The sequence below is a fragment of the Escherichia sp. E4385 genome, assembly GCF_963883145.1.
In the GTDB taxonomy this organism is placed as follows: domain Bacteria; phylum Pseudomonadota; class Gammaproteobacteria; order Enterobacterales; family Enterobacteriaceae; genus Escherichia.
In genome coordinates this window covers 222610-247346 of record NZ_CAWOOJ010000013.1, presented here as the reverse complement: position 1 = coordinate 247346, position 24737 = coordinate 222610, and the positions used below count along the sequence as shown (strand labels likewise).

Sequence of the window (24737 nt, the reverse complement as noted above, 5' to 3'; positions counted from 1 at the left end):
GGCCCACCTTTTGCGGGCAATCATAATCCTGGTCGTTACGGGCTGGTTTTGCCATCTTTTGGATGTTTTTTCAGCGTTTTCTGTTGGCACGATTCATCAGAAAAAGTGTTACAGCGGTCAAGTTTTCACCGCAAAGGTATTTAAAAGGTATTGTTAAGTGGTATTGTCAGCGCGTACCTTACATTACCTGTCATGAAGGAATTAAAAGATGAAAACAACAGCAAAGCTGTCGTTCATGATGTTTGTTGAATGGTTTATCTGGGGCGCGTGGTTTGTGCCATTGTGGCTGTGGCTAAGTAAAAGCGGTTTCAGTGCCGGAGAAATTGGCTGGTCCTATGCATGTACCGCCATTGCGGCGATCCTGTCGCCTATTCTGGTTGGCTCCATCACTGACCGCTTTTTCTCGGCGCAGAAAGTGCTGGCGGTATTGATGTTCGCCGGTGCGGTGCTGATGTATTTCGCCGCGCAACAGACCACCTTTGCCGGGTTCTTCCCGTTACTGCTGGCCTACTCGCTAACTTATATGCCGACCATTGCGCTGACTAACAGCATCGCGTTTGCTAACGTGCCGGATGTGGAGCGTGATTTTCCGCGCATTCGCGTACTGGGGACTATCGGCTGGATTGCCTCTGGCCTGGTCTGCGGATTCCTGCCTCAGATGCTGGGATATGACGATATCTCACCGACCAATATTCCGCTGTTAATTACCGCAGGAAGCTCCGCATTGCTCGGTGCGTTTGCCTTATTCCTGCCAGACACGCCGCCAAAAAGCACCGGCAAAATGGACATTAAAGTCATGCTCGGCCTGGATGCGCTTATCCTGCTGCGCGATAAAAATTTCCTCGTCTTTTTCTTCTGTTCATTCCTGTTTGCGATGCCACTGGCGTTCTATTACATCTTTGCCAACGGTTATCTGACTGAAGTCGGCATGAAAAACGCCACCGGCTGGATGACGCTCGGCCAGTTCTCTGAAATCTTCTTTATGCTGGCATTGCCGTTTTTCACCAAACGCTTTGGTATCAAAAAGGTATTATTGCTTGGTCTGGTCACCGCCGCGATCCGCTATGGCTTCTTTATTTATGGCAGCGCGGATGAATATTTTACCTACGCGTTACTGTTCCTCGGCATTTTGCTGCACGGCGTAAGCTACGATTTTTACTACGTTACCGCCTACATCTATGTCGATAAAAAAGCGCCCGTGCATATGCGTACCGCCGCGCAGGGGCTGATTACGCTCTGCTGCCAGGGCTTCGGCAGTTTGCTCGGTTATCGTCTTGGCGGCGTGATGATGGAGAAGATGTTTGCTTATCAGGAACCGGTAAACGGGCTGACCTTCAACTGGGCCGGGATGTGGACTTTTGGCGCGGTGATGATTGCCATTATCGCCGTGCTGTTCATGATTTTTTTCCGCGAATCCGACAGCGAAATTACGGCTATCAAGGTCGATGATCGCGATATTGCGTTGACACAAGGGGAAGTTAAATGAAAACAGAACGTATTCTCGGTGCTCTTTACGGGCAGGCGTTAGGGGATGCGATGGGGATGCCCTCCGAGCTTTGGCCACGCAGCCGCGTTAAAGCACACTTTGGCTGGATTGACCGTTTTCTGCCTGGACCAAAGGAGAATAACGCGGCCTGTTATTTTAACCGCGCCGAATTCACCGACGATACCTCGATGGCGCTGTGTCTGGCGGATGCGCTGTTGGAACGTGAAGGCGAGATCGACCCGGATCTGATTGGGCGTAATATTCTCAACTGGGCGCTGCGTTTCGACGCCTTTAACAAAAACGTGCTTGGCCCAACCTCGAAGATTGCGCTTAACGCCATTCGCGACGGTAAACCCGTTGCTGAACTGGAAAACAACGGCGTGACTAACGGTGCGGCGATGCGCGTCTCACCATTGGGGTGTTTACTTCCGGCGCGTGATGTTGATTCCTTTATTGATGATGTGGCGCTGGCGTCCAGCCCGACTCATAAATCCGATCTGGCGATTGCGGGGGCGGTGGTTATTGCATGGGCGATTTCTCGTGCCATTGACGGCGAAAGCTGGTCAGCGATTGTTGATTCTCTACCCTCGATTGCGCGACATGCTCAACAAAAACGCATCACCACATTCAGCGCCTCACTGGCGGCACGTCTGGAGATTGCGCTGAAAATTGTGCGCAATGCCGATGGCACCGAATCCGCCAGCGAACAGCTTTACCAGGTCGTTGGCGCAGGCACCAGCACCATTGAGTCCGTGCCATGCGCCATTGCGCTGGTTGAACTGGCACAAACCGACCCGAACCGTTGCGCCGTCCTGTGCGCTAACCTTGGCGGCGACACAGACACCATCGGTGCTATGGCGACGGCAATTTGCGGCGCGTTGCATGGCGTTAACGCTATCGATCCTGCGTTAAAGGCGGAACTGGATGCGGTAAATCAGCTTGATTTCAACCGCTATGCCACAGCGCTGGCGAAGTATCGCCAACAACGGGAGGCGGTATGAGCGGCGCTCGATTACACACGCTGCTGCCTGAATTAACCACGCGTCGGCCAGTTATGGTGATTGGCGCGGCGGTCATTGATGTGATCGCCGACGCTTACGCCCTGCCCTGGCGCGGGTGCGATATCGAGCTGAAACAGCAGAGCGTTAACGTTGGCGGCTGCGCACTGAATATTGCCGTGGCGTTAAAGCGCCTCGGCATCGAAGCGGGTAATGCCCTGCCGCTCGGTCAGGGGGTGTGGGCGGAGATTATTCGCAACCGGATGGCGAAAGAGGGGTTAATCAGCCTGATCGATAACGCCGAAGGCGATAACGGATGGTGTCTGGCGCTGGTTGAGCCGGATGGTGAACGCACGTTTATGTCGTTCAGTGGTGTGGAAAATCAGTGGAATCGCCAATGGCTGGCGCGATTAACCGTTGCGCCTGGCAGCCTGCTCTATTTTTCCGGTTATCAACTGGCCTCGCCCTGCGGCGAATTGTTAGTGGAATGGCTGGAAGGGCTGAAAAACGTGACGCCGTTTATCGATTTTGGCCCACGTATTGGCGATATCCCGGATGCATTACTTGCGCGGATCATGGCCTGTCGACCTTTAGTGTCACTCAATCGTCAAGAGGCTGAGATTGCCGCCGAACGTTTTGCTTTATCCGCAGAGATAACAACGCTTGGCAAGCAATGGCAGGAGAAATTTGTCGCGCCGTTGATCGTCCGTCTCGATAAAGAAGGTGCCTGGTATTTCAGCAACAACGCTTCTGGCTGCGTTCCGGCATATCCAACGCAAGTTGTAGACACCATTGGCGCAGGTGATAGCCATGCAGGTGGCGTACTTGCCGGGCTGGCCTCTGGTCTGCCACTGGCGGATGCCGTATTACTGGGCAATGCAGTGGCGTCGTGGGTTGTCGGGCATCGGGGCGGTGATTGCGCGCCGACGCGCGAGGAACTACTCCTCGCACACAAAAACGTATAGATCGCTGCGACAGTGGCTGATGCTGTACTCAATAGGCCGTTGCTGTTGGTCAAGTGCCACTTGCTTGATCACCAGCACCGGTATTTTGCTATCTAACTGAATATGTGACTGAAACTCAGCATCCGGCATTCGGGCGCTAACGCGGGAACGGGTACGTTGTGGAAAAATATGCTGACTGCGGAAGTAGTCATAAAGAGAAATCCCGATGGCATCAACATCATGAATTAAATGCGCCGGAACCCACGATTCCTCAATGGATACCGCGTCTTCATCGACATAGCGAATACGCTTAAGCAAAAAGACATCAATTCCCGCTTCGACCGCCAGCTGCTGTGCGACTTCTTCAGGACATTTCACGACACGCTTGTTAACCCATAGCGTATCGGGCTTTTTCCCGCGCAACACCACCTGTTGAGAAAATCCTCGCGCTTCTTTCAACGAGTATTCAAAGATGTTGTTGATCTGCGTGCCGTAGCCACGCGAACGCGTCACCACGCCCTCTTCTTCCAGCGCCTGCATCGCCTTGCGCACCGTAATACGCGAAACGCCGGTTAACTGACTTAAATCACGCTCGCCGGGTAAAATATTGCCATGTTCCAGCACCCCGCTGCGCACGGCATTTTTTACCGTTTCGGCAAACTTAATATAAAGCGGCGTGTTGTCCGCCGCTAAAATACGCTCATTCAGTTGAGCGATAAGCTGGGTATGCGCTTGTTCCATTTGTCTTTTTCCTGCCGGGGAGTCTGTCAGGAGTATATCACTGCTGGTTATTTAAGGCGTTTCTTTAATGCCATCAACGAAAGCCTGCAACTCCTCCGCCTTGCCATTAAACACATTAAAATCCACCGGACCATTAATGCCATCTACCTGTCCACGGTCGGAATGCTGCCAGAAGCGCCAGGCCATGCCGTCATTGTCCGGGCGACGTTGGTAGTAGTGCGCTACCCACCACGGATACTCATTGAAATACCCCGCCAGGTTCGTGTGATAAAACACGGCTCCGGAGTAAATAATCGGCTTTTTTCCCGTACTTTTTTCGACCATTTTTAGCCACTGACTTACCCGCTTGCGCAATTCTTTTGCCGATAATTTTCCTCGCTCTTCTACGTCCAGCACGGCAGGGAAATCGCCGTGGGCAAAATCCACCGTTTGCAGAAATAATCTGGCCTGAACTGAAGCGGATACCGACGGAGAAAAATAGTGATACGCCCCACGCAGCAGGCCATTTTCACGGCTTCTTTGCCAGTTGCGCGAAAAATACGGGTCAACCAGCTTTTCACCTTCCGTAGCCTTAATAAAAGCAAACTGTAAGCGGATACCGTTGTCGCGCATTTTTGCGACACGCTGCCAGTCGATCCGCTCCTGCCAGCGTGAAACATCAATACCATGAATGGTGTAATTGGCAGGAATGCGAATAGCAAAAGATTTGACCGGGCGATAACCATAAAAGTGGATGTAGTCTTTAATCTGAATTGCTGTCGAATAGAAAAAATTCACCGTCTGACGGGGATGAATCGCAACGATGGAAATTAGCCCCAGAGCGCATATCAAAGCGGTGAATTTTTTTCGACTGGCGATTCTTAGCTGCATTGGTTTCATCCCTGAATTTCAGCGCGAAAAAGCTGAAAAATGCCAAAGCAGCTATACTACGGTGCTCACCACCAGGCGTGAAAGTGGTGAACCGGACCAATCCCGTGGCCAACTTCCAGCGTGTCTGCCTGCGCTAACGCCGCAGAAAGCCAGCTTTTTGCCTCCAGTACGGTGTCAGCCCAGTTTGTATGGCGCGGGCTTAGTGCAGCCAGCGCCGCAGAGAGCGTACAACCGGTGCCGTGGGTGTTTTTGGTCATAATGCGCGGTGCGGTAAATCGTTGTTCTCCCTCACGAGTAAACAGCCAGTCCGGGCTTTGCTCGTCATCCAGATGACCGCCTTTCATCAGCACTGCACCGCAGCCCATCGCCAATAATTCACGTCCCTGTTCCAGCATTTCCTGTTCGTTACGCGCGTGTGGCGCATCGAGCAAGGCGGCAGCTTCGGGCAAGTTTGGCGTTATTAATGAAACCTGTGGCAATAATCGACCGCGCAGCGTGGCAACCGCCGAAGGTGAAAGCAGCGGATCGCCACTTTTTGCCAGCATAACGGTGTCGAGTACCACGTTTTGGATCTGATAACGTTGCAGCCGTTCTGCCACCGCTTCAACAATATCGGTTTCCGCCAACATACCGATTTTAGTGGTGTCTATTCGCACATCGCTGAACACCGAATCAAGCTGGGCGGCAACAAAATCAGGCTCAATGCGATACACCGACTGTACGCCACGGGTATTTTGCGCCACCAGTGCAGTAATAACTGAGCAACCATAAGCGCCAAGTGCCGAGAAGGTTTTAAGATCGGCCTGAATCCCCGCACCACCACTCGGATCAGTACCGGCAATCGTCAGAGCGTTAATCCGTTTCATGCCTGCACCTCCTGCGTCAGCTGCCAGAGCGCGTCAAGGAAATGTGGAACAAAACTACCCGGCCCCTCGCTTCTGGCGACTGCGCGTTCTCCGGCTTGTTTCATCCAGTGACAGGCAGATGCGATATTTTCCAGCGTATCACCCGGTAATGCACAACTGGCGGCGACGACTGCCGATAATGCACAGCCAGTTCCTACCACTTTGGTCATTAACGGATCGCCGCCGTGAATGCCAACGGTGCGACGACCATCGGTAACATAATCTACCTCGCCAGTGACCACGACGACTGCGCCAGTTTCCCGTGCCAGAGTTTGTGCGGCGGGCAACGCGTTAGCTACGTCGTCAGTGGTATCCACACCACGTCCACCATTAGCAACGCCAGCTAATGCCATGATTTCCGAAGCATTACCGCGTATCGCTGCCGGTTTAAAAGATAAAAGTTCATGACAAAAACAGCGGCGATAATCGAGCGCACCAACCGCAACCGGATCAAGCGTCCAGGGCGTTTGTGATCGTGTTGCCTGCCCAACGGCGGCACGCATCGCCTGCGCACGTGGCTGCGTCAGTGTGCCAACGTTAATCAACAAGGCACTGGCGATGGCCGCAAACTGACTGGCCTCTTCGGCTTCAATAACCATCGCTGGCGATGCACCGAGCGCCAGTAAGGTATTAGCAGTAAAGGTTTGCACCACATCATTGGTCATGCAGTGCACAAGGGGAGAGTGTTGGTGAAAGAGGTGTAACGCGTGCGCAGATTGCGCGGAACTCAGCAGGTCGACTTGCATAGTTTGCTCCTGCCATAACGTGAAGAAGCAATGACCTGATGGTCTGTGACTTCCCTACGCTGGCATTATCCAGATCAGGTGATACGGGTATTTCTCAGCCTTCACAAGGAAGGGCACCCCGAGTCGTTTGGTTGCGATGATAAATCGCAGAGGAGGATGGTAATGTCCAGCGCACGTGTTGTAAACGAGGAAAAACCGCAGTTTTACAATCGCGTTAATAAATTATTTGATATAAGAATCTAGCACCTTCAGAACGACATCCAGATCTTCTTCACGTTTTAGCTCATCCCCCTGGTGAACGATGTGTTCCGTCAGATGACCTTTAATCACTTCCCGCATCAGACCGTTTACCGCGCCACGGATAGCAGCAATCTGTTGTAAAACTGCAGCGCATTCATGCGGTTCGTCGAGCATTTTCTTGAGCGCCACGACCTGGCCCTGAATCTTACTGGCACGCGCTTTCAGTTTCTGTTTATCACGGATTGTATGAGACATGGCAACACCTGGTTAACAAGAACATGAAAAATCATAGCACTATTAATCTACTGGGGGGTAGTATCAGGTACTGGGGGGGAGTAGAATCAGATTGCCGAATTAATACTAAGAATTATTATCATGACCGAATTTACCACTCTTCTTCAGCAAGGTAACGCCTGGTTCTTCATCCCTAGCGCCATCTTACTTGGTGCGCTTCATGGCCTGGAACCAGGGCACTCAAAAACGATGATGGCGGCGTTTATCATCGCCATTAAAGGCACCATTAAACAGGCGGTGATGCTTGGACTGGCGGCAACCATTTCGCATACGGCAGTAGTCTGGTTGATTGCTTTTGGTGGGATGGTGATCAGCAAACGCTTTACTGCTCAGTCAGCGGAGCCGTGGCTTCAGTTGATTTCCGCGGTGATCATTATTGGCACCGCTTTCTGGATGTTCTGGCGTACCTGGCGCGGCGAACGCTACTGGCTTGAGGATATGCACGGGCATGATCATGAGCATCATCACGACCACGAACATCACCACGACCATCATCATCACGAACATGGTCAGAGTGACGAGTATCAGGATGCTCATGCGCTGGCCCATGCCAGTGACATTAAACGACGCTTTGATGGTAGAGAGGTCACCAACTGGCAAATTTTGCTGTTTGGCTTAACCGGCGGGCTTATCCCCTGCCCTGCGGCAATAACAGTGTTGTTGATTTGTATTCAGTTGAAAGCCCTCACATTGGGTGCAACGCTGGTCGTCAGTTTCAGCATCGGCCTGGCATTAACGCTGGTCACCGTAGGCGTTGGGGCGGCAATCAGTGTTCAACAAGTTGCAAAACGCTGGAGCGGATTTAACACTCTCGCTAAACGCGCCCCCTATTTTTCCAGTCTGTTAATTGGTTTAGTCGGGTTGTATATGGGAGTGCATGGCTTTATGGGTATTATGAGATAAAACAAACACCTGGGCTTCGTTATCCCTTTAGCCCAGGATGATTCTTAAATCAGCTTATTCCGCTCACTTCTCGCTCAATGAGGATGCTTTTGCTGCATCCTTTCATTTACACTTTTTACGAAATCATGGGATCACTAACAAAATATCTCTTGTCGGTTATATTGTATGGCGGGAAAGATATGCGACTGATTTTACTGATCCCCAAAGTGGAGAGTATATGACCATAAAAAATAAGATGTTGCTGGGTGCGCTTTTGCTGGTAACCAGCGCAGCATGGGCCGCACCAGCCACCGCGGGTTCGACCAATGCCTCGGGAATTTCGAAGTATGAGTTAAGCAGTTTCATTGCTGACTTCAAGCATTTCAAACCAGGTGACACCGTACCAGAAATGTACCGTACCGATGAGTACAACATTAAGCAGTGGCAGTTGCGTAACCTGCCCGCACCTGACGCCGGAACCCACTGGACCTATATGGGCGGTGCATATGTGCTGATCAATGATACCGACGGAAAAATCATTAAAGCCTACGACGGTGAGATTTTTTATCATCGCTAAAAAAAGCCCCCTCGGAGAGAGGGGGAAATGCAGACACCTTATTATTTTTTATTATTAGCCACTTGCTCGTCTTACTTGTTATTAGTCGTATTTCACGTTGATTAATGCGGTTGCCTGCAGTGCGCCAGATTTAACTCTATTTTCATCATATACATAGTAACTGGCCAGGACAGGTATATTAATAATATTACTATTTAAAGAAGCCCCGGGTTTATCTGTTTTCCATAATGATGTCGCCGCGCCCTGATCGCCGCTAGCAGAAATTTTGATGGCTGCTTCAGTCCCTTTTGGTGGTTCTTTTAGATCCAACACAAATCCTACACCATTATCTATGTTGCCACGCAAAATTGTATTACTTCCTGTAACCAAATCACTGCTAGAAAGATATACGACCATATTCCGCGATGCTTGTTTTGTGTCGCCGAAAAGATTATCACATTTCAACGTAATTATTCCTTCCTTACTGTTCGCCGTAATCTTTCTCTGACTTCTGAGCTGGGACAAGGCAATATCATCTACTTTTATTATTGTGTTTTCAGGCTTACAGGTCGTATTTTTAGGATAATAGGAAATACTTAACCCAAGCGTAAATGTATCCCCCGCCAGTTTACTGGTGAGATAACTTACACACCAGTTAATCTTCAATGTCTTACAAATTCCCAACCAAAAGTCGATGGATGTAGATGACTCACCGCCAATATTTGCAATCACAGTATCTGAAAGAAACCAAGTAGGTTTTCTTTCTCCAGTAAAATCAGGCGTACCTTTGGATATTTTAACCACATAGGGTAATACTGCCTGCGCATTGCTGGATTTCCCAATCGTGTCACTGGGTTTACCTAAAGACTCTATTTTAACCTTTAACTTTTCGCCATTACCAAAAGGCCCAACTTCAACCCAATCACTTTGGATATTTTTATAGACTATTTTATCCGTGCTCGTATCACAAGATATCCCAGTAAACACAACACTTTTACTAAAAGAAACCTCATTCGCTAAAATCTCCCCCACATTAATACTATCAGTAATATTTAATGATGCAGTAGTACGACATCCAGCCCAGGTAAAATTAGCCCATAAAATAAAAATTAGTAACATTCCATTTCTGAAAATCATATTCCACCTCTCACCGACAGATATAATTTTTACTTTCATCAATCTCTTTACCGAAGGTGATTGTGCATGAAAGCCCTTGTTGCTTATCAATTGCCACATTAACCGATGGCGGTACGTCATTAGTGCGAATAAATATCTGACTTCCCTGGCCGACAACACCAATATTGTGACCGTGGATATCATTGACTTCATAACCAAACGTTAATGGTTGCCCATCCGCTCTTGACGCTTTTATAAACCAGGGCTTGCGCTGATCGGTATCAAAATTAACCAATACAACCGCGCCGCGATAAGGTGCGGCAATTTTCCGGTTACCGCGCAATTCTGCTTCGCTATCGCTTTGCGACACATCCAGCATCAGGTGATTTTCCCGATAAGGTGTCATTCCGTCGTATACCACCACTCCACTACGGTTTGTTGTGCGATATTTTTGCCCATTGACATAAGCATCTTTAATTCCTGGCGCCTTCATCACAGCAAACGTTTCGGAAAGACGGTTCGCCAGATTAACGCCACCCGACCAGGCGACAATGCCCCCTGAAACACTGGCTCCAGCCTGTCGATAAGTACTCGACTGACTATAGCTGCCATTCACTGTTGCCACCGGCGCGTTCCAGGTTAAATTCGCTCCAGCTGTCGTTTCATTTCCCTGGTGTTGATGGCTCAAGTTGATCCCATAGTTAAACTGATCGCGATTACCAACGGTTCCCGATAATCCGGTATTATTTGAGGAAAAACCCTGATCATCAAAGGTCGTTGAGTTAGACATATATATTTGCCGCCGCGACGTCGTAACGTCATCACCCCAGTCAAAGGGAATCGATATAAAAATATTAAAACGTTTCTCTTCGGCGTGGTTCTCGTCATACGCCTGACTTGCCGCGAGGGTATAGCTTATCCGCCGCCAGTTATTGGAATAACTCAGTTGATAATCTTTACTACTGCCACTGCGCCCCCAGTAATCACGCCATAAAGTACTTAATGACACAGATCCCCAGCCTTCTGGCAATGACTGACTCATATTGGCGGAAAAACTATTTTTGCGACCAAAATCATTCTGGTAATAATCGGCAATGTCATAGACATCGTTTTTATCACGACGATAATTATCTTTATTATTTGCCCACACATAATCGTTAAACGTGCGGTAATCACGCGACGAATAACGCCAGGCCGCCAGACCAAAACGCGTCGACGTTTGGCTCACAAATTTGTTGTAGGCAATTTGATAACTTTGCCCGTCAAACACATCACCATTGTCTTGTTTACTGTGCGATTTAGTTGCATCGACTGAAATTGCGCCAATGCGCGTGTTCCAACCTGTTCCGAGGGTAAACGCATAGTAATTATTAGCAACCATCGTGCCGCCATACAGCGTCAATAAATTATTAAAACCATACTGATAACCTGCCTGGACAAAATCACTTTGCTTGCTCGCACCTTCAATATGACTACGGCCCGCCGCAAAATCATATTTTGATACGCCAGGTTGCAGCATATTAGGTACTGCCGCATAAGGCACCAGATACGTAGTCACAGAACCATCGGCTTCCTTAACACTCACATCAAGATCCGCACCTCCGCCCGCTAACTGCAAATCACTAATCGAAAACGGGCCAGGTGGAACCTCTTTCTGATAAACGACAAAACCGTTCTGTTCAATAGTTACCAACGCGTTACTCTGGGCAATCCCCTGTACCCGAGGGGTAAAATTTTGCCTCGAGTTTGGCAACATCTGCATATCACGAAATAACCGAACCCCGCTGAAGCGAACGGAATCAAATATATCGGCTGACGTGTACATATCACCAATACGCAGCGTACCGAGAATTTGAGAAAATCCACGTTCCAGATACAGTGTGTTGCTCTTCCACTCCCCTGGATTATTATCCGTTTTGCTAAAACTGGCATCAGAATGCAACTGCCATCCCAGCAAATTTAGCCCACTGTTAAAACGCACATAGGTACTCTTACTATTACCCGAGGCTTTATAGTCACTGTAATACTGACTTACGTAATAAGACGTATAAAACGCATTAATTCCCCGTTCCCAGTTTTCTGGTGGAACGTAACCATTTTCCAGTTCTTCGACCCAGGCTTGCGGGACAGCAAGATCCAAACGAAAAATTCCAATATCCCAGGCGTAGCTTCCACCCTGTACAAGTTGCTCAAATGTTAAACATTGTTTGTCGCGTGCGAAATTATCGCTATTTATACCTAACCGCTTTACAATTTCACGCGTCAGGCAAGTTTCATCTGGATTATCTTTTACGATAATCTCATATTTTCCACGCCATTGCTTATTGACATAAATATCAATGTCATACTGGCCGGGTAAAGGCTGATTATCATCAAGACGCAAATTTGTTACTTGCTCACCTTTCATTCCTCCCATCATAAAATGGGTGTCAAAGGTTTCTTCTGTTGCATGTGCTTCAATGCCGAGCAATAACGCGACTATTGCTGATGCAAGCGGGGTCATTCTCAACATAGGAAGCTCCTGCAATTAAATTTTGTCACTAATATAGTTGCCGTGATCATCGATAATGGTCAGTTGCCAACTATCCGTATTATTATTTTTTACACTGACATTCTGACTTTCTAGTGGTGCAATCATGATAGTTTCATAATTCACTTTGACGTTATTAGCCTTAACGTCAGAAATCGTTACCCAATTTGGCGAGTCATTTTTTATGACTACGTTATTACCGCTACGACTCACTCGCAGTTTTTTAAAAGTTGTTTTATTTACTGGAGCTACACCTGCAGGCCGGTAAAACAACTTGATTCTATTTTGCATGGCAAATTTTAACGCATTCTTTCCTTCATCTTCTGGGCTATTCGGTGGAATATCCAGAACGTTTAGATAGAAAATACTCTCCTTATTAACAGGTAATTTATTAGGCATGATTTTAATTTTTATTTGTTGCCCGGAATTGGCCGCTACTTTCACTACTGGTGGCGTTAACATGAAAGGAACCTGAATCTTTTCTGGCGGCAGAGACGTGTCACCATCATCAATCCACGTCTGCACCAGCGAAGAGCGGTTTCCCTGATTCATCAGTTGTACCATGACTTCTTTCTGCTCTGCCGGGTAAATGATACGTGTCCCGAAAATAACCATTCCGGCATGCGCAGGAAATATTATAGAAGAGATGAGTAAAGATAATAATCCTTTCATCTTAATGCCTCTTATATTTATGCTGACCGCCATGAACATGGCGGCCATTTTAATTTGCTGAAAAAATAAGATGATTATTTTAAATGTTTAATCCTGGGCAACACGCATAACCAATGAAGAGTTAACAGTACCAGATGCAACACTACTGTCAGTCAACTTCAGATATTTTGCCTTAAACGGTATGGCATATTGTCCATCAGCAGTTTTATAACTTTCAATATTAAATGGTGCGGAAATATCCAGTACTTCACTGCTATCACCCAAATAGAGATAGTATCCAACGGTGTCATTACTACTGGATATCGCCTTATCATTACCAAGAATTTTCTCGTTGGTGATCAATGAAAGTTTTACGCCATCAATAGTCTTCGGACAAGAAATTTTCAGCATACTGCTGGTTACACCAACCGCGTTATCATAAGTTGAATATTTCGCTTTACCATCAAATACAGTGGTTGGTACAGTCGGCATATTAATACTGACTGAATCACCACCAGCGACAAATGTACATGGGGATTCAGCAATATTACCTTTAATGGTTAAAGTTCCGGTATCTACTTCAGCAGCGAAAATACCAGCACTCATAAATACAGAGGATAAGACAGCGGCAGCAATAATTGAATTTTTCATGATGCATTCCTTAATAAGTTTATTTTGTTTTGTTAAGAGTCTGTATCTCTTGGAAACAAATTTCTCACACCCAAAAGGTTGCCGCAATGTAAACATATTGTTTTGTTGATTTAAAACAAATTAACCAATGCAATATAATTACAACAAATAATTCGCTATAATAAACATTTTTGAAACTGATTAATTACCGCAAATAACATTTATTAAATAAATAAAAAAGCCAAAATCATTCACGGAAATGATTTTGGCTTTCTAAATATGCTTAACGCGGTGTTGCCAAATTAATCGTAACGATTTAACACGATTTTGCGTTTGTCATTATTACCCACTGCAACCACTTCTGTCGTAACGCCTTTTGCAGTAGAAGATGCACGATAGTTGGCTTCAACTCGTTGTAACAACCGCCCACAACGTTGCTGAAGATGATTATTAACAACATCCATACTGCATGTAGGGGAACTAATCCTGCCATTGATGGTTAATGTTGCAGTATCAGAAGAGAACGCGGGTGATGCTAGTCCATAAGCAAGAAAAAAAACTCCTGACAACCAATACTTATTCATTGAACGTTATCCCTGTAGTAAAGGTTATGCCGGGTAGATTGAGTGCATAACAAACTATAGCTGTACATCCGCTACACAGCCACGAGGGATGATAAAGAGACAGTGCTTGCACAATCAATCGCCTTTGTACAGTTTCGGACTAAGATCCGCTGAATATTCGCAGCATTAAAAAAGTGGTTATTAAGGCTGCAAAAAAATTCACCGCATCAATTTAACATTGATGCGGTGAATGAAGAATAACCAGAAAGGTTAATACGCGTTATACGGCGCGAAAGGCAATCTCGCCAGGGATGACTTCGCCCTGCCAGTAAAGCTGGGCTGCAACACGGTCTGCCAGCTGGCGGTAGATAGCGGTAAATTCGCTCTCCGGACGGCTGATAACCGTTGGCGTGCCTTTATCGAGATCTTCACGTAAGGAGATGTGTAACGGCATCTGCCCCAGCAGTTGCGTGTGGTATTTCTCTGCCAGTTTCTCTGCGCCGCCAGTGCCGAAAATCGGCTCGTGGTGACCACAGTTACTGCAAATATGCACACTCATGTTCTCGACAATACCGAGCACAGGAACTTCGACCTTTTCAAACATCACGATGCCTTTTTTGGCATCAATCAGCGCGATATCCTGCGGGGTGGTGACCACGACAGCACCGGTTACCGGAATGTTCTGCGCCAGCGTCAGCTGAATGTCACCAGTTCCTGGCGGCATGTCGAGCACCAGATAGTCGAGGTCTGGCCATAAGGTTTCTTGCAACATCTGCATTAGCGCCTTGCTGGCCATTGGACCACGCCATACCATCGCGTTATCGTCAGTGACCAGATAACCAATTGAATTGGTTGCCAGGCCATGAGACATAATCGGTGCCATGTGAGTACCATCCGGCGAGGTTGGACGCTGATTTTCCGCCCCCAGCATGGTTGGGATTGATGGGCCGTAGATATCGGCATCCAGAATACCAACTTTCGCCCCTTCTGCCGCCAGTGCCAGCGCCAGGTTTACCGCCGTGGAGGATTTACCCACGCCGCCCTTACCGGAACTGACTGCAATAATGTTCTTCACGCCATTAATACCCGGCTGATTCTTCACGCGTTTCAGAGTGGCGATGTTATGCGATAATTTCCAGTCGATAGCTTTCGCCCCAGTGATACGCAGCAATTCGGCGCTACATTGCTCTTTTAACTCTTCAAACGCACTATGCCAGACAAACGGCATAACCAGTTCCACATGCAACGTGTCGTCCATCCAGGCAACATGGTGCAACGCTTTTAGCGTAGTGAGGTTATGCTTGAGGGTTGGGTGCTGAAAATTGGCCAGTGTCCCGGCGACCATTGCGCGCAGGGCTTCTGGTGATTTGGCCTGGGATTGTTCGTTCATCCCGACTCCTTATTTATAAAGATAACTTATCGCTATTAGTTTACCTGAAGTTAACAGCTAAGTACTTACCTAATAATGCATCATAAGATGCTTGCACAGGACTTACGTAACCATGCCCCATTTGGTACTATCTAAGCCCTTTTCACTACAAAGAAGTAATGCCTACTATGACTCAAGTCGCGAAGAAAATTCTGGTAACGTGCGCACTGCCGTACGCCAACGGCTCAATCCACCTCGGCCATATGCTGGAGCACATCCAGGCTGATGTCTGGGTCCGTTACCAGCGAATGCGCGGCCACGAGGTCAACTTCATCTGCGCCGACGATGCCCACGGTACGCCAATCATGCTGAAAGCCCAGCAACTTGGTATCACACCGGAGCAGATGATTGGCGAAATGAGTCAGGAGCATCAGACTGATTTCGCAGGCTTTAACATCAGCTACGACAATTACCACTCTACGCACAGCGAAGAGAACCGTCAGCTGTCGGAGCTTATATACAGCCGCCTGAAAGAGAACGGTTTTATTAAAAACCGCACCATCTCTCAACTGTACGATCCGGAAAAAGGCATGTTCCTGCCGGACCGTTTTGTAAAAGGCACCTGCCCGAAATGTAAAGCACCGGATCAATACGGCGATAACTGTGAAGTCTGCGGCGCGACTTACAGCCCGACTGAACTGATCGAGCCGAAATCGGTGGTTTCTGGCGCTACGCCGGTAATGCGTGATTCCGAACACTTCTTCTTTGATCTGCCCTCTTTCAGCGAAATGTTGCAGGCGTGGACTCGCAGCGGCGCGTTGCAGGAGCAGGTGGCAAACAAAATGCAGGAATGGTTTGAATCCGGCCTGCAACAATGGGATATCTCCCGCGATGCGCCTTACTTCGGTTTTGAAATTCCGAACGCACCGGGCAAATACTTCTACGTCTGGCTGGACGCGCCGATTGGCTACATGGGTTCCTTCAAGAATCTGTGCGACAAGCGCGGCGACAGCGTAAGCTTCGATGAATACTGGAAGAAAGATTCCACTGCCGAGCTGTACCACTTCATCGGTAAAGATATTGTTTACTTCCACAGCCTGTTCTGGCCTGCCATGCTGGAAGGTAGCAACTTCCGCAAGCCGACCAACCTGTTTGTTCACGGCTATGTGACAGTGAACGGCGCGAAAATGTCCAAGTCTCGCGGCACCTTTATTAAAGCCAGCACCTGGCTGAATCATTTTGACGCCGACAGCCTGCGTTACTACTACACTGCGAAACTCTCTTCGCGCATTGATGATATCGATCTCAACCTGGAAGATTTCGTTCAGCGTGTGAATGCCGATATCGTGAACAAAGTGGTTAACCTGGCCTCCCGTAATGCGGGCTTTATCAACAAGCGTTTTGACGGTGTGCTGGCAAGCGAGCTGGCTGACCCTGAGCTGTACAAAACCTTTACCGATGCCGCTGAAGTGATTGGCGAAGCGTGGGAAAGCCGCGAATTTGGTAAAGCAGTGCGCGAAATCATGGCGCTGGCTGACCTGGCTAACCGCTATGTCGATGAACAGGCTCCGTGGGTAGTCGCAAAACAGGAAGGTCGCGATGCTGACCTGCAGGCGATTTGCTCAATGGGCATCAACCTGTTCCGCGTGCTGATGACTTACCTGAAGCCGGTACTGCCGAAACTGACCGAGCGTGCAGAAGCATTCCTGAATACGGAACTGACCTGGGATGGTATCCAGCAACCGCTGCTTGGCCATAAAGTGAATCCGTTCAAGGCGCTGTATAACCGCATCGACATGAAACAGGTTGAAGCACTGGTGGAAGCATCCAAAGAGGAAGTAAAAGCCACTGCTGCACCAGTTACTGGCCCGCTGGCAGATGATCCGATTCAGGAAACCATCACCTTTGACGACTTCGCCAAAGTTGACCTGCGCGTGGCGCTGATTGAAAACGCAGAGTTTGTTGAAGGTTCTGACAAACTGCTGCGCCTGACGCTGGATCTCGGCGGCGAAAAACGTAATGTCTTCTCCGGCATTCGTTCTGCTTACCCGGATCCGCAGGCACTGATTGGTCGTCACACCATTATGGTGGCCAACCTGGCACCACGTAAAATGCGCTTTGGTATCTCCGAAGGCATGGTAATGGCTGCTGGTCCTGGCGGGAAAGATATCTTCCTGTTAAGCCCGGATGCTGGTGCTAAACCAGGCCATCAGGTGAAATAATCCTCCTTCAAGGCGCTGCATCGACAGCGCCTTTTCTTTATAAATTCCTAAAGTTGTTTTCTTGCGATTTTGTCTCTCTCTAACCCGCATAAATACTGGTAGCATCTGCATTCAACTGGATAAAATTACAGGGATGCAGAATGAGACACTTTATCTATCAGGACGAAAAATCACATAAATTCTGGGCGGTGGAGCAGCAAGGCAACGAGTTGCATATCAGTTGGGGCAAAGTCGGCACCAACGGGCAAAGCCAGGTAAAAAGTTTTGCTGATGCTGCTGCGGCGGCAAAAGCGGAACAGAAGCTGATCGCAGAGAAAACGAAAAAAAGCTATGTGGAAGGCGATTCGGCAAACGTATATATCCCTCCAGTCACCAAAGCCACTCCTGAAGTTAAAACTCCCCCTGTGAGTCAAAATAAACGCCCATGGCTGGCTGATGATGCAGTCATTCCGGTAACTGACGATATTAATCGATTTGCTTTTCCTTATCGCCGCAGGCCAAGAGAAATTAATTATCCGCGCAATAAAGGAGAGATATGGAAGCGTATTGCAGATAACACCAATGCATATGATTTAAAACAATACTACAGTTCTTATCCGGAAAACTGGAAGCAGGCGTTTGCCGAATTACAGTTGCGAATCCGGGATAATCTACAGACAGGGAGTGCGCAGTCTGACGCAGCATTACTCTGGCACTTTAGGAACTCTTACTCTGCAGATGAACTGGTCGATGACTTAGTCATTCGCTGTGGTCTGGAAAGTGCCGTTGAAATTGCCCTTCTCGCTCTTCAACTAAAATATAAATCAGTAAAAGGCGTCGTCACGACCATTATTCCTCCAGCTCACGAAGCAGAATCACTACCGAACTGGCATCAACGTCTATGTCATCATCTTTCACTCGCTTCAGAAGATGAGTGGCAACGCTGTGTAGATAAAGTACTTGCGGCTATTCCCTCGCTCTCCCCCGCACGGCAACCTTTTGCGGCGTTACTGCTCCCTGAACGCCCGGATATCGCCAATGCTATGGCTCTACGCTATGCAGACCAAAACGTTCCGGCGATGACCTGGTTAAGACTGGTGGTAACCGATGACGCCGCTCTGACTACAGCAGAAAAATACGATTTCCCACCGTTATATCGTGATTTTCGCGCTTATCTGGCAATGTTGCTGGCAAATAATGGGGTGCGCGGTGTAAGTCGGATACTTCTTGAGTTAACAGAAGACCATTCTGACAATCCCACTTATCTCTTCGAGCGCATCAGCGAGACTGAAGATCTTGTCAAATGGCTATGGAAAACGAATCACCCGGATGCGATTCAAATTCTGATCCTCGGTGTAATTGGCAAGAAAAAGCACCTGGAATACTTAAGCAAAGCTTGTCACAAACATCCCGCTGCGGCTATTGCCGCTTATGCAACTTTGCTGGCAATACATGAAGATAAAGACTGGCGTAAAGCGCTTATCAAACTGATTACCGCCACGCCAGAGTTAGTATGCGACGTCATTCCCTGGGTGAATGTCAAAGCCGCTGGCATCTTATCTGAATGTCGTCCGCAGCCAGTAGCTGAAGTATGTGAATATGCCACTGTGGATATGTTGCCACAATTGCTTGTTTCGCCCCCCTGGATGACCAAAGAGAAAAAGAAAAATACGCCGGGGTTTGATCTTCCTGTGCTCCCAGTTCCTTCTGTTTCGGATATCACTCCCGAGATTGCCAAAAGACTAACCCGTACATACCTTGTCACCCGCTTCCAGCAAATAGCCCAACAGCAGGCAACAAAACAAACATTGTTTACTGACCTGCCGCCGATGGAAAAAGCAAGCTGGGAGACTCACTTAGTCCCCCTTACGCCAGAACAGCAAATTCTGTGGCATCTTGGTTTTGACAAATGGCGGGAGAGCGGAGAAAAAACATACGAAAAAATTCCGGCGCCACAAAGTGCCGTTGATGCCCTGCTACGCTTCGATTTTCCAGCACTCAATGCTGAATTTGCGCAATACCATAACAGTGCTTACAAAAGCTGGAATCTCATTGCCCTCTGTTATCTACCTGGTCAACAGGCCATTTCTTTTCTTAACCAGATAGTCAAAGAAGATAACTACTCTGGTGAGGGAAATATTCTGGCAATTTTTGGTAGTGCCGCCATTCCTGCATTTATGACCTGCCTGCAACGTGATCCACGACGCCTGTGCTTCTTCACCTTTTTCCTTGGTGTCAATGACCTGGCCTTACCGATGGCGCAACAGCTACAGAAAAAAATGTCTTATGAAGATGCGCGAAACTGGCTAACTGATTACCCACGCCATGCCGCCGCCGGGCTACTGCCTGTGGCACTGGGCAAACAGGGAAAAGATCGTGATTGTGCTCGCCAGGCGCTCCGCCTGCTAGTGAAATTAAACCAGCGAGAAACGATTGAGGAAATCGCGCAAGGCTATAATCAACCTGATGTTTTAACTGCGCTGGCAACATTATTTGATAGCGACCCGCTGGAAGAATATCCCGCAAAAATCGCCCCACTGCCCGGTTTTTATGAGTTCACCTTATGGCGCAGGCCACGGCTGAAAAGTAATAACCTGCCTCTATCCGATGACGCTATGCGCCACCTCGGCACAATGTTGAGCTTTCCACGCGACATTACCTCCTACGCTGGGCTGGCGATCATCAAAGAGACCTTCACCCGCGAATCACTGGCTGACTTTGGCTGGGATCTGTATACCGCCTGGACGGAGGCTGGCGCTCCCGCAAAAGAAAACTGGGCATTTACTTCGCTTGGGATTTTAGGCAATGACGACACCGCGCGTAAATTAACCCCGCTTATCCGTGCCTGGCCTGGGGAATCCCAGCATAAACGGGCGGTTTACGGGCTGGATGTGTTAGCCAGTATCGGTAGCGACATTGCGCTAATGTTGCTTAATGGCATTGCGCAAAAGATTAAATTCGTTGCATTACAGGAACATGCCAGCGACAGAATCAATATGGTCGCCGAAAATCGCGGACTGACAATGGCCGAACTGGAAGACCGCCTGGCACCGGATTTAGGGCTTGATATCAACGGCTCGCTGATACTTGATTTCGGCCCCCGCAAATTCACCGTTGGTTTTGACGAAACCTTAAAACCTGTAGTGTGCGATGCAAACGGCAACGTCCTGAAAGATTTACCTAAGCCAAACCAGAGCGATGATAAAACACTGGCAACTGACGCAGTTAATCTCTTCAAACAGTTGAAAAAAGATGTTCGTGCTATCGCCAGCCAGCAAATTACCCGTCTGGAACAGGCTATGTGCCAGCGCAGACGCTGGACGGCAGAGCAGTTCCGCCTGTTTCTGGTGGAGCATCCGCTGGTACGTCACTTAACCCGACGGCTGTTATGGGGGGTATATACTGAGGAAAACACGCTGATTGCCTGCTTCCGGGTCGCAGAAGACAGCACTTACAGCGATGCGCAGGATGAGCTATTCACGCTGCCAGCAGGAAACATCGGTATTCCGCATGTGCTGGAAATCCCCCCTGAATCCGCCGCTGCATTCAGGCAAATTTATGCTGATTACGAACTGCTTCCCCCTTTCCAACAGCTCGATCGTGGTAGTTACCACCTTGCTGATAACGAGCGTAATGTCCATGAATTGTCACGCTGGGACGGACGTCTCTGCCAGGCCGGATGCATTGTCGGGCTGGAACGCAGAGGCTGGCAACGTCTGGAAGAAAGCGGCAGCATCTATGCGATGCGCAAATCTACCCCTTATGGCGCTCTCGAACTTGAAACAGAACATTTTTCATTAATTTATGGCGAAACGGGGTATAGCGACCTGCTGCCTGTCGAAAGCGTAAAAATCACTGCCTCTTATGATCGCTACGGTAAACAATCCTCCCCCACTTTCTCCGTGCTCGACGATATCACCGCCAGCGAGCTGATTAACGACATCGAATCACTGTTTGATTAAAAGGACTTTGCAATGAAAACCTATATCTATCAGGACGAAAAATCACACAAATTCTGGGCGGTTGAGCAGCAAGACAACGAGCTGCATATTAGTTGGGGTAAAGTCGGTACCAACGGGCAAAGCCAGGTAAAAAGCTTTGCAGATGCTGCGGCGACGGAAAAAGCGGAACTGAAGCTGATTGCGGAGAAGGTGAAGAAGGGATATGTAGAGCAAGTAGACTCTAACGCTCACTCACATGACGCCTCAGCAAAGAAAATCCTCGTCACAGAGGAAAAAACCTTAATAAATCATCAGGCTGCGACTAACGGTTTACCCTGGCTGGCAGACAACGATCCCATTATTCTTCCCCCGAATATTGCCCGCTATGCACTCAGCCACCGCCTTTGGCCTGGGGAACCAGTAAAAAAAACGACCAAACCCGAGAAACAAAATTTAATTTCCCGGCTGGCAAATCGTACTTATCACTATTATAAAAATCTGACTTTCGATTACAGCTCATGCTCTGATGAATGGGCTGATGCGATTAACCAGGCAATTAGCTTAATTAATGCTCAAAAGCTGGAGGTACCTGCACGTGCTATGGCGGTGCTGACCTTACTGGAAATTTGTTTTTGTCAGAGCTGGAATGATGAAACCTCATCCGAGTTGCTGGATGAAATTGTAAGTACGTTCGGTATTGAATACGCGACTGAAACAGTCATCTTCTGGTGGCAAATTGATTTCGATTTTGACTATAAAGATGAACATTTAACTTTCTTTATTAATCATGCAGATAACAGCAAGGACAGTTATAGAAGGAATAGAGACAAGTTTAGTTTCCGTCTACGTAAACATTTATCGCTGGCTGATGAGGAAGTCTGGAATAACTGTATTGCAAAATTACTCGTTGCGTTACCAGATATATCACTCTATCGCCAGCCGTTAATTGCCATTTTAATGCCAGAAATACCCGAAGTGGCCCATGAGATCGTACACCGATTGCACCAGGTCGCAGATGTTCCACAACTGGAAATGTTGAAACTGGTTGCGACAGATGCCTTCACGCTCGAAATACTGGAAAACTATCAACATATTGATGTATTTAACATCTATGGTACCAGCTGGTCAGCTACAGTATTACGGGAACAAGGCATAGCGGCATTAGCTCGCCTGGTTCCCTATGCTCAACATGACAGTTGCGGCGATGTACTTACATGGGTCAATCATCCCCTGGCTGTTTCTGCCCTTATAGAAGCCGCCGATAATAATAAACGTTGTTATGAACGACTGATAAAAAGTGCCGAAAATTTTCCTTCTGCCACAATAGCAGCATTAGCCGAAGCATTAGTAAAAAAAGATGATAAACGCAAACATACATTGCTGGTTTCATTACTCAATGCAAATCCTTTATTGGCCGAAAAATTAGTCATGAGGTTATCGCCATACGCTGCGGACTTAGTGCAACAATGCCAGCAATTGCTGAATAGTCGCAATGAAGATTTTGCAAACTCAGAAATGCTACCAATGATATTAGTCTCGCCGCCCTGGGCAACGCCAAATAAAAATAACGACAACAGTCCTATGGGTAAATACCCGGCGAAAATACCCGCTTTGCCGTTGTTTTATCAACCCTCATTATGGACACGCCCGAAACTCAAAAATAGCAGCAAGGTACTTCCAGATAACGCCCTCCTCCACCTCGGTGAAATGCTCCGCTTCCCTCAGGAAGAGGCGCTGTATCCGGGATTATTGCAGGTGAAAGACGCCTGTACCGCCGACTCACTGGCTGGATTTGCCTGGGATCTGTTTACCGCCTGGCTGACTGCGGGAGCACCGTCGAAAGAGAGCTGGGCGTTCACTGCGTTAGGTGTTCTCGGCAACGATGACACCGCCCGCAAACTGACGCCATTAATCCGCGCCTGGCCTGGCGAATCCCAGCACAAACGCGCTACCGTCGGGCTTGATATCCTCGCTGCTATCGGCAGTGATATCGCCCTGATGCAGCTTAACGGCATCGCCCAGAAACTGAAATTCAAAGCATTACAGGAGCGAGCAAAAGAGAAAATTGCCGACATTGCCGAGAGCCGCGAACTCACGGTCGCGGAGCTTGAAGACCGGTTAGCGCCCGATCTCGGTCTGGATGATAACGGTTCGCTACTGCTGGATTTTGGCCCACGTCAGTTCACCGTCAGCTTTGATGAAACCTTAAAACCGTTTGTGCGCGATGTTTCCGGCAGCCGCCTGAAAGACTTACCTAAACCGAATAAAAGCGATGATGACTCACTGGCGAACGTGGCTGTTAACCGCTACAAATTGCTGAAAAAAGACGCGCGGACCGTTGCTGCCCAGCAGGTGGCAAGGCTGGAATCCGCCATGTGCCTGCGCCGCCGCTGGTCGGCTGAAAACTTTCAACTCTTCCTGGTTGAACATCCACTGGTCCGCCACTTAACCCGCCGTCTGATTTGGGGCGTTTATAGCGCCGACAACCAGCTACTGGCTTGCTTTCGCGTGGCTGAAGATAACAGCTACAGCACCGCTGACGATGACCTTTTCACTTTGCCGGAAGGCGATATCTCTATTGGTATTCCTCACGTTCTGGAAATATCACCGACGGATGCTGCCGCCTTTGGTCAGCTTTTTGCCGACTACGAACTGCTACCACCGTTCCGCCAGCTCGACCGTAACAGTTACGCCCTGACAGAAACCGAGCTCAATGCCAGCGAATTGACCCGCTGGGCGGGCAGAAAATGCCCGAGCGGTCGGGTCATGGGACTGGCGAATAAAGGCTGGGTGCGTGGCGAGCCGCAGGATGCTGGCTGGATCGGCTGGATGATCAAACCCCTGGGGGGCTGGTCGTTAATCATGGAAATCGATGAAGGTTTTGCGGTAGGCATGTCACCAGCCGAACTCAGTGCCGAGCAACTCTTAAGCAAACTGTGGCTATGGGATGGAAAAGCAGAGAATTATGGCTGGGGAAGTAATTCAACTCAGGAAGCGCAGTTCTCCGTACTCGATGACATCACCGCCAGCGAGTTCATTAACGATATTGAAGCTCTGTTTGAATAAGGAAAGCA

The 24737-nt window shown here is 48.4% G+C and carries 19 protein-coding genes and 1 riboswitch; of the genes, 8 read left to right on the top strand and 11 right to left on the bottom strand.

Annotated features, from left to right (window positions below; all coding sequences use genetic code 11):
- Positions 1–208 precede the first annotated feature (208 nt).
- From AACS80_RS13220 to AACS80_RS13210, 3 genes are read left to right on the top strand one after another with little or no spacing between them, the layout of a single operon-like run.
- Positions 209–1486, top strand: coding sequence for a nucleoside permease (locus tag AACS80_RS13220; RefSeq protein ID WP_130206976.1), 1278 nt, complete (start codon positions 209–211; stop codon positions 1484–1486).
- Entirely contained in the window at positions 1483–2487 is a 1005-nt protein-coding gene (locus AACS80_RS13215) for an ADP-ribosylglycohydrolase family protein (RefSeq protein WP_131161427.1), read from the top strand. The genes AACS80_RS13220 and AACS80_RS13215 overlap by 4 nt, the downstream gene beginning before the upstream one ends.
- A complete protein-coding gene (locus AACS80_RS13210) occupies positions 2484–3449 on the top strand; it encodes a carbohydrate kinase family protein (protein ID WP_135491616.1) in 966 nt (321 codons plus the stop codon). The genes AACS80_RS13215 and AACS80_RS13210 overlap by 4 nt, the downstream gene beginning before the upstream one ends.
- On the opposite strand, the gene AACS80_RS13205 is transcribed toward AACS80_RS13210, so the two are convergent.
- The 5 genes from AACS80_RS13205 to rcnR all read right to left on the bottom strand — a co-directional run bounded on the left by AACS80_RS13205 (position 3423) and on the right by rcnR (position 7185).
- Positions 3423–4169 carry a GntR family transcriptional regulator gene (locus AACS80_RS13205; protein ID WP_135410153.1) on the bottom strand — a complete coding sequence of 249 codons (747 nt, stop codon included), beginning with the start codon at positions 4167–4169 and terminating at the stop codon, positions 3423–3425. The two genes, AACS80_RS13210 and AACS80_RS13205, sit on opposite strands and share 27 nt — an antisense overlap.
- Before the next feature lie 51 nt (positions 4170–4220).
- Complete coding sequence (locus AACS80_RS13200; RefSeq protein WP_130206982.1) at positions 4221–5039, bottom strand: glycoside hydrolase family 25 protein; 819 nt, start codon at positions 5037–5039, stop codon at positions 4221–4223.
- A 65-nt stretch (positions 5040–5104) separates the two neighbouring features.
- Positions 5105–5905 (bottom strand): bifunctional hydroxymethylpyrimidine kinase/phosphomethylpyrimidine kinase, encoded by an 801-nt coding sequence (gene thiD, locus AACS80_RS13195; RefSeq protein WP_135410154.1) that lies wholly within the window; start codon positions 5903–5905, stop codon positions 5105–5107.
- Complete coding sequence (thiM, locus tag AACS80_RS13190) at positions 5902–6690, bottom strand: hydroxyethylthiazole kinase (RefSeq protein WP_135410155.1); 789 nt, start codon at positions 6688–6690, stop codon at positions 5902–5904. Before thiM ends, thiD begins: the two co-directional genes overlap by 4 nt.
- Positions 6691–6724: 34 nt before the next feature.
- A riboswitch (TPP riboswitch) is annotated at positions 6725–6821 on the bottom strand.
- Positions 6822–6912: 91 nt separating this feature from the next.
- Positions 6913–7185, bottom strand: a complete 273-nt coding sequence (gene rcnR, locus AACS80_RS13185) for a Ni(II)/Co(II)-binding transcriptional repressor RcnR (protein ID WP_000019944.1) — start codon at positions 7183–7185, stop codon at positions 6913–6915.
- 120 nt (positions 7186–7305) lie between these two features.
- Between rcnR and rcnA the strand changes: the two genes are divergently transcribed.
- Both rcnA and rcnB read left to right on the top strand, forming a co-directional pair.
- Positions 7306–8127, top strand: a complete 822-nt coding sequence (gene rcnA, locus AACS80_RS13180) for a nickel/cobalt efflux protein RcnA (RefSeq protein ID WP_135410156.1) — start codon at positions 7306–7308, stop codon at positions 8125–8127.
- 217 nt (positions 8128–8344) lie between these two features.
- The gene (gene rcnB, locus AACS80_RS13175) at positions 8345–8683 is read left to right on the top strand and encodes a Ni(II)/Co(II) efflux transporter accessory subunit RcnB (RefSeq protein WP_000153060.1); all 339 of its coding nucleotides are present in this window, start codon (positions 8345–8347) and stop codon (positions 8681–8683) included.
- Between the two features lie 81 nt (positions 8684–8764).
- On the opposite strand, the gene AACS80_RS13170 is transcribed toward rcnB, so the two are convergent.
- The 6 genes from AACS80_RS13170 to apbC form a co-directional block, all read right to left on the bottom strand.
- Positions 8765–9799 (bottom strand): fimbrial protein, encoded by a 1035-nt coding sequence (locus AACS80_RS13170; RefSeq protein WP_138183846.1) that lies wholly within the window; start codon positions 9797–9799, stop codon positions 8765–8767.
- Positions 9800–9809: 10 nt separating this feature from the next.
- On the bottom strand, positions 9810–12290 hold the full coding sequence (locus AACS80_RS13165) for a fimbrial biogenesis outer membrane usher protein (protein ID WP_138183818.1): 2481 nt from the start codon (positions 12288–12290) through the stop codon (positions 9810–9812).
- 15 nt (positions 12291–12305) lie between these two features.
- Positions 12306–12980, bottom strand: coding sequence for a fimbria/pilus periplasmic chaperone (locus tag AACS80_RS13160; protein WP_138183817.1), 675 nt, complete (start codon positions 12978–12980; stop codon positions 12306–12308).
- An 87-nt stretch (positions 12981–13067) separates the two neighbouring features.
- Entirely contained in the window at positions 13068–13610 is a 543-nt protein-coding gene (locus tag AACS80_RS13155; protein WP_135410157.1) for a fimbrial protein, read from the bottom strand.
- 281 nt (positions 13611–13891) lie between these two features.
- A complete protein-coding gene (locus AACS80_RS13150; protein WP_130207000.1) occupies positions 13892–14173 on the bottom strand; it encodes a DUF2574 family protein in 282 nt (93 codons plus the stop codon).
- 259 nt (positions 14174–14432) lie between these two features.
- Positions 14433–15542, bottom strand: coding sequence for an iron-sulfur cluster carrier protein ApbC (gene apbC / locus AACS80_RS13145; protein ID WP_130207002.1), 1110 nt, complete (start codon positions 15540–15542; stop codon positions 14433–14435).
- A 167-nt stretch (positions 15543–15709) separates the two neighbouring features.
- Between apbC and metG the strand changes: the two genes are divergently transcribed.
- The 3 genes from metG to AACS80_RS13125 all read left to right on the top strand — a co-directional run bounded on the left by metG (position 15710) and on the right by AACS80_RS13125 (position 24729).
- Positions 15710–17743, top strand: coding sequence for a methionine--tRNA ligase (gene metG, locus AACS80_RS13140; protein ID WP_135410158.1), 2034 nt, complete (start codon positions 15710–15712; stop codon positions 17741–17743).
- 140 nt (positions 17744–17883) lie between these two features.
- Positions 17884–21684, top strand: coding sequence for a DUF4132 domain-containing protein (locus tag AACS80_RS23980; protein ID WP_138183816.1), 3801 nt, complete (start codon positions 17884–17886; stop codon positions 21682–21684).
- 12 nt (positions 21685–21696) lie between these two features.
- On the top strand, positions 21697–24729 hold the full coding sequence (locus tag AACS80_RS13125) for a DUF4132 domain-containing protein (protein ID WP_138183815.1): 3033 nt from the start codon (positions 21697–21699) through the stop codon (positions 24727–24729).
- The last annotated feature ends 8 nt before the right edge of the window (positions 24730–24737 follow it).

What these genes read in the sequence shown, in the direction of transcription:
- AACS80_RS13220 (WP_130206976.1), top strand. Translation starts at nt 209, where the DNA reads ATGAAAACAACAGCAAAGCTGTCGTTCATGATGTTTGTTGAATGGTTT.
- AACS80_RS13215 (WP_131161427.1), top strand. Translation starts at nt 1,483, where the DNA reads ATGAAAACAGAACGTATTCTCGGTGCTCTTTACGGGCAGGCGTTAGGG.
- AACS80_RS13210 (WP_135491616.1), top strand. Translation starts at nt 2,484, where the DNA reads ATGAGCGGCGCTCGATTACACACGCTGCTGCCTGAATTAACCACGCGT.
- AACS80_RS13205 (WP_135410153.1), bottom strand. Translation starts at nt 4,169, where the DNA reads ATGGAACAAGCGCATACCCAGCTTATCGCTCAACTGAATGAGCGTATT.
- AACS80_RS13200 (WP_130206982.1), bottom strand. Translation starts at nt 5,039, where the DNA reads ATGCAGCTAAGAATCGCCAGTCGAAAAAAATTCACCGCTTTGATATGC.
- thiD (WP_135410154.1), bottom strand. Translation starts at nt 5,905, where the DNA reads ATGAAACGGATTAACGCTCTGACGATTGCCGGTACTGATCCGAGTGGT.
- thiM (WP_135410155.1), bottom strand. Translation starts at nt 6,690, where the DNA reads ATGCAAGTCGACCTGCTGAGTTCCGCGCAATCTGCGCACGCGTTACAC.
- rcnR (WP_000019944.1), bottom strand. Translation starts at nt 7,185, where the DNA reads ATGTCTCATACAATCCGTGATAAACAGAAACTGAAAGCGCGTGCCAGT.
- rcnA (WP_135410156.1), top strand. Translation starts at nt 7,306, where the DNA reads ATGACCGAATTTACCACTCTTCTTCAGCAAGGTAACGCCTGGTTCTTC.
- rcnB (WP_000153060.1), top strand. Translation starts at nt 8,345, where the DNA reads ATGACCATAAAAAATAAGATGTTGCTGGGTGCGCTTTTGCTGGTAACC.
- AACS80_RS13170 (WP_138183846.1), bottom strand. Translation starts at nt 9,799, where the DNA reads ATGATTTTCAGAAATGGAATGTTACTAATTTTTATTTTATGGGCTAAT.
- AACS80_RS13165 (WP_138183818.1), bottom strand. Translation starts at nt 12,290, where the DNA reads ATGTTGAGAATGACCCCGCTTGCATCAGCAATAGTCGCGTTATTGCTC.
- AACS80_RS13160 (WP_138183817.1), bottom strand. Translation starts at nt 12,980, where the DNA reads ATGAAAGGATTATTATCTTTACTCATCTCTTCTATAATATTTCCTGCG.
- AACS80_RS13155 (WP_135410157.1), bottom strand. Translation starts at nt 13,610, where the DNA reads ATGAAAAATTCAATTATTGCTGCCGCTGTCTTATCCTCTGTATTTATG.
- AACS80_RS13150 (WP_130207000.1), bottom strand. Translation starts at nt 14,173, where the DNA reads ATGAATAAGTATTGGTTGTCAGGAGTTTTTTTTCTTGCTTATGGACTA.
- apbC (WP_130207002.1), bottom strand. Translation starts at nt 15,542, where the DNA reads ATGAACGAACAATCCCAGGCCAAATCACCAGAAGCCCTGCGCGCAATG.
- metG (WP_135410158.1), top strand. Translation starts at nt 15,710, where the DNA reads ATGACTCAAGTCGCGAAGAAAATTCTGGTAACGTGCGCACTGCCGTAC.
- AACS80_RS23980 (WP_138183816.1), top strand. Translation starts at nt 17,884, where the DNA reads ATGAGACACTTTATCTATCAGGACGAAAAATCACATAAATTCTGGGCG.
- AACS80_RS13125 (WP_138183815.1), top strand. Translation starts at nt 21,697, where the DNA reads ATGAAAACCTATATCTATCAGGACGAAAAATCACACAAATTCTGGGCG.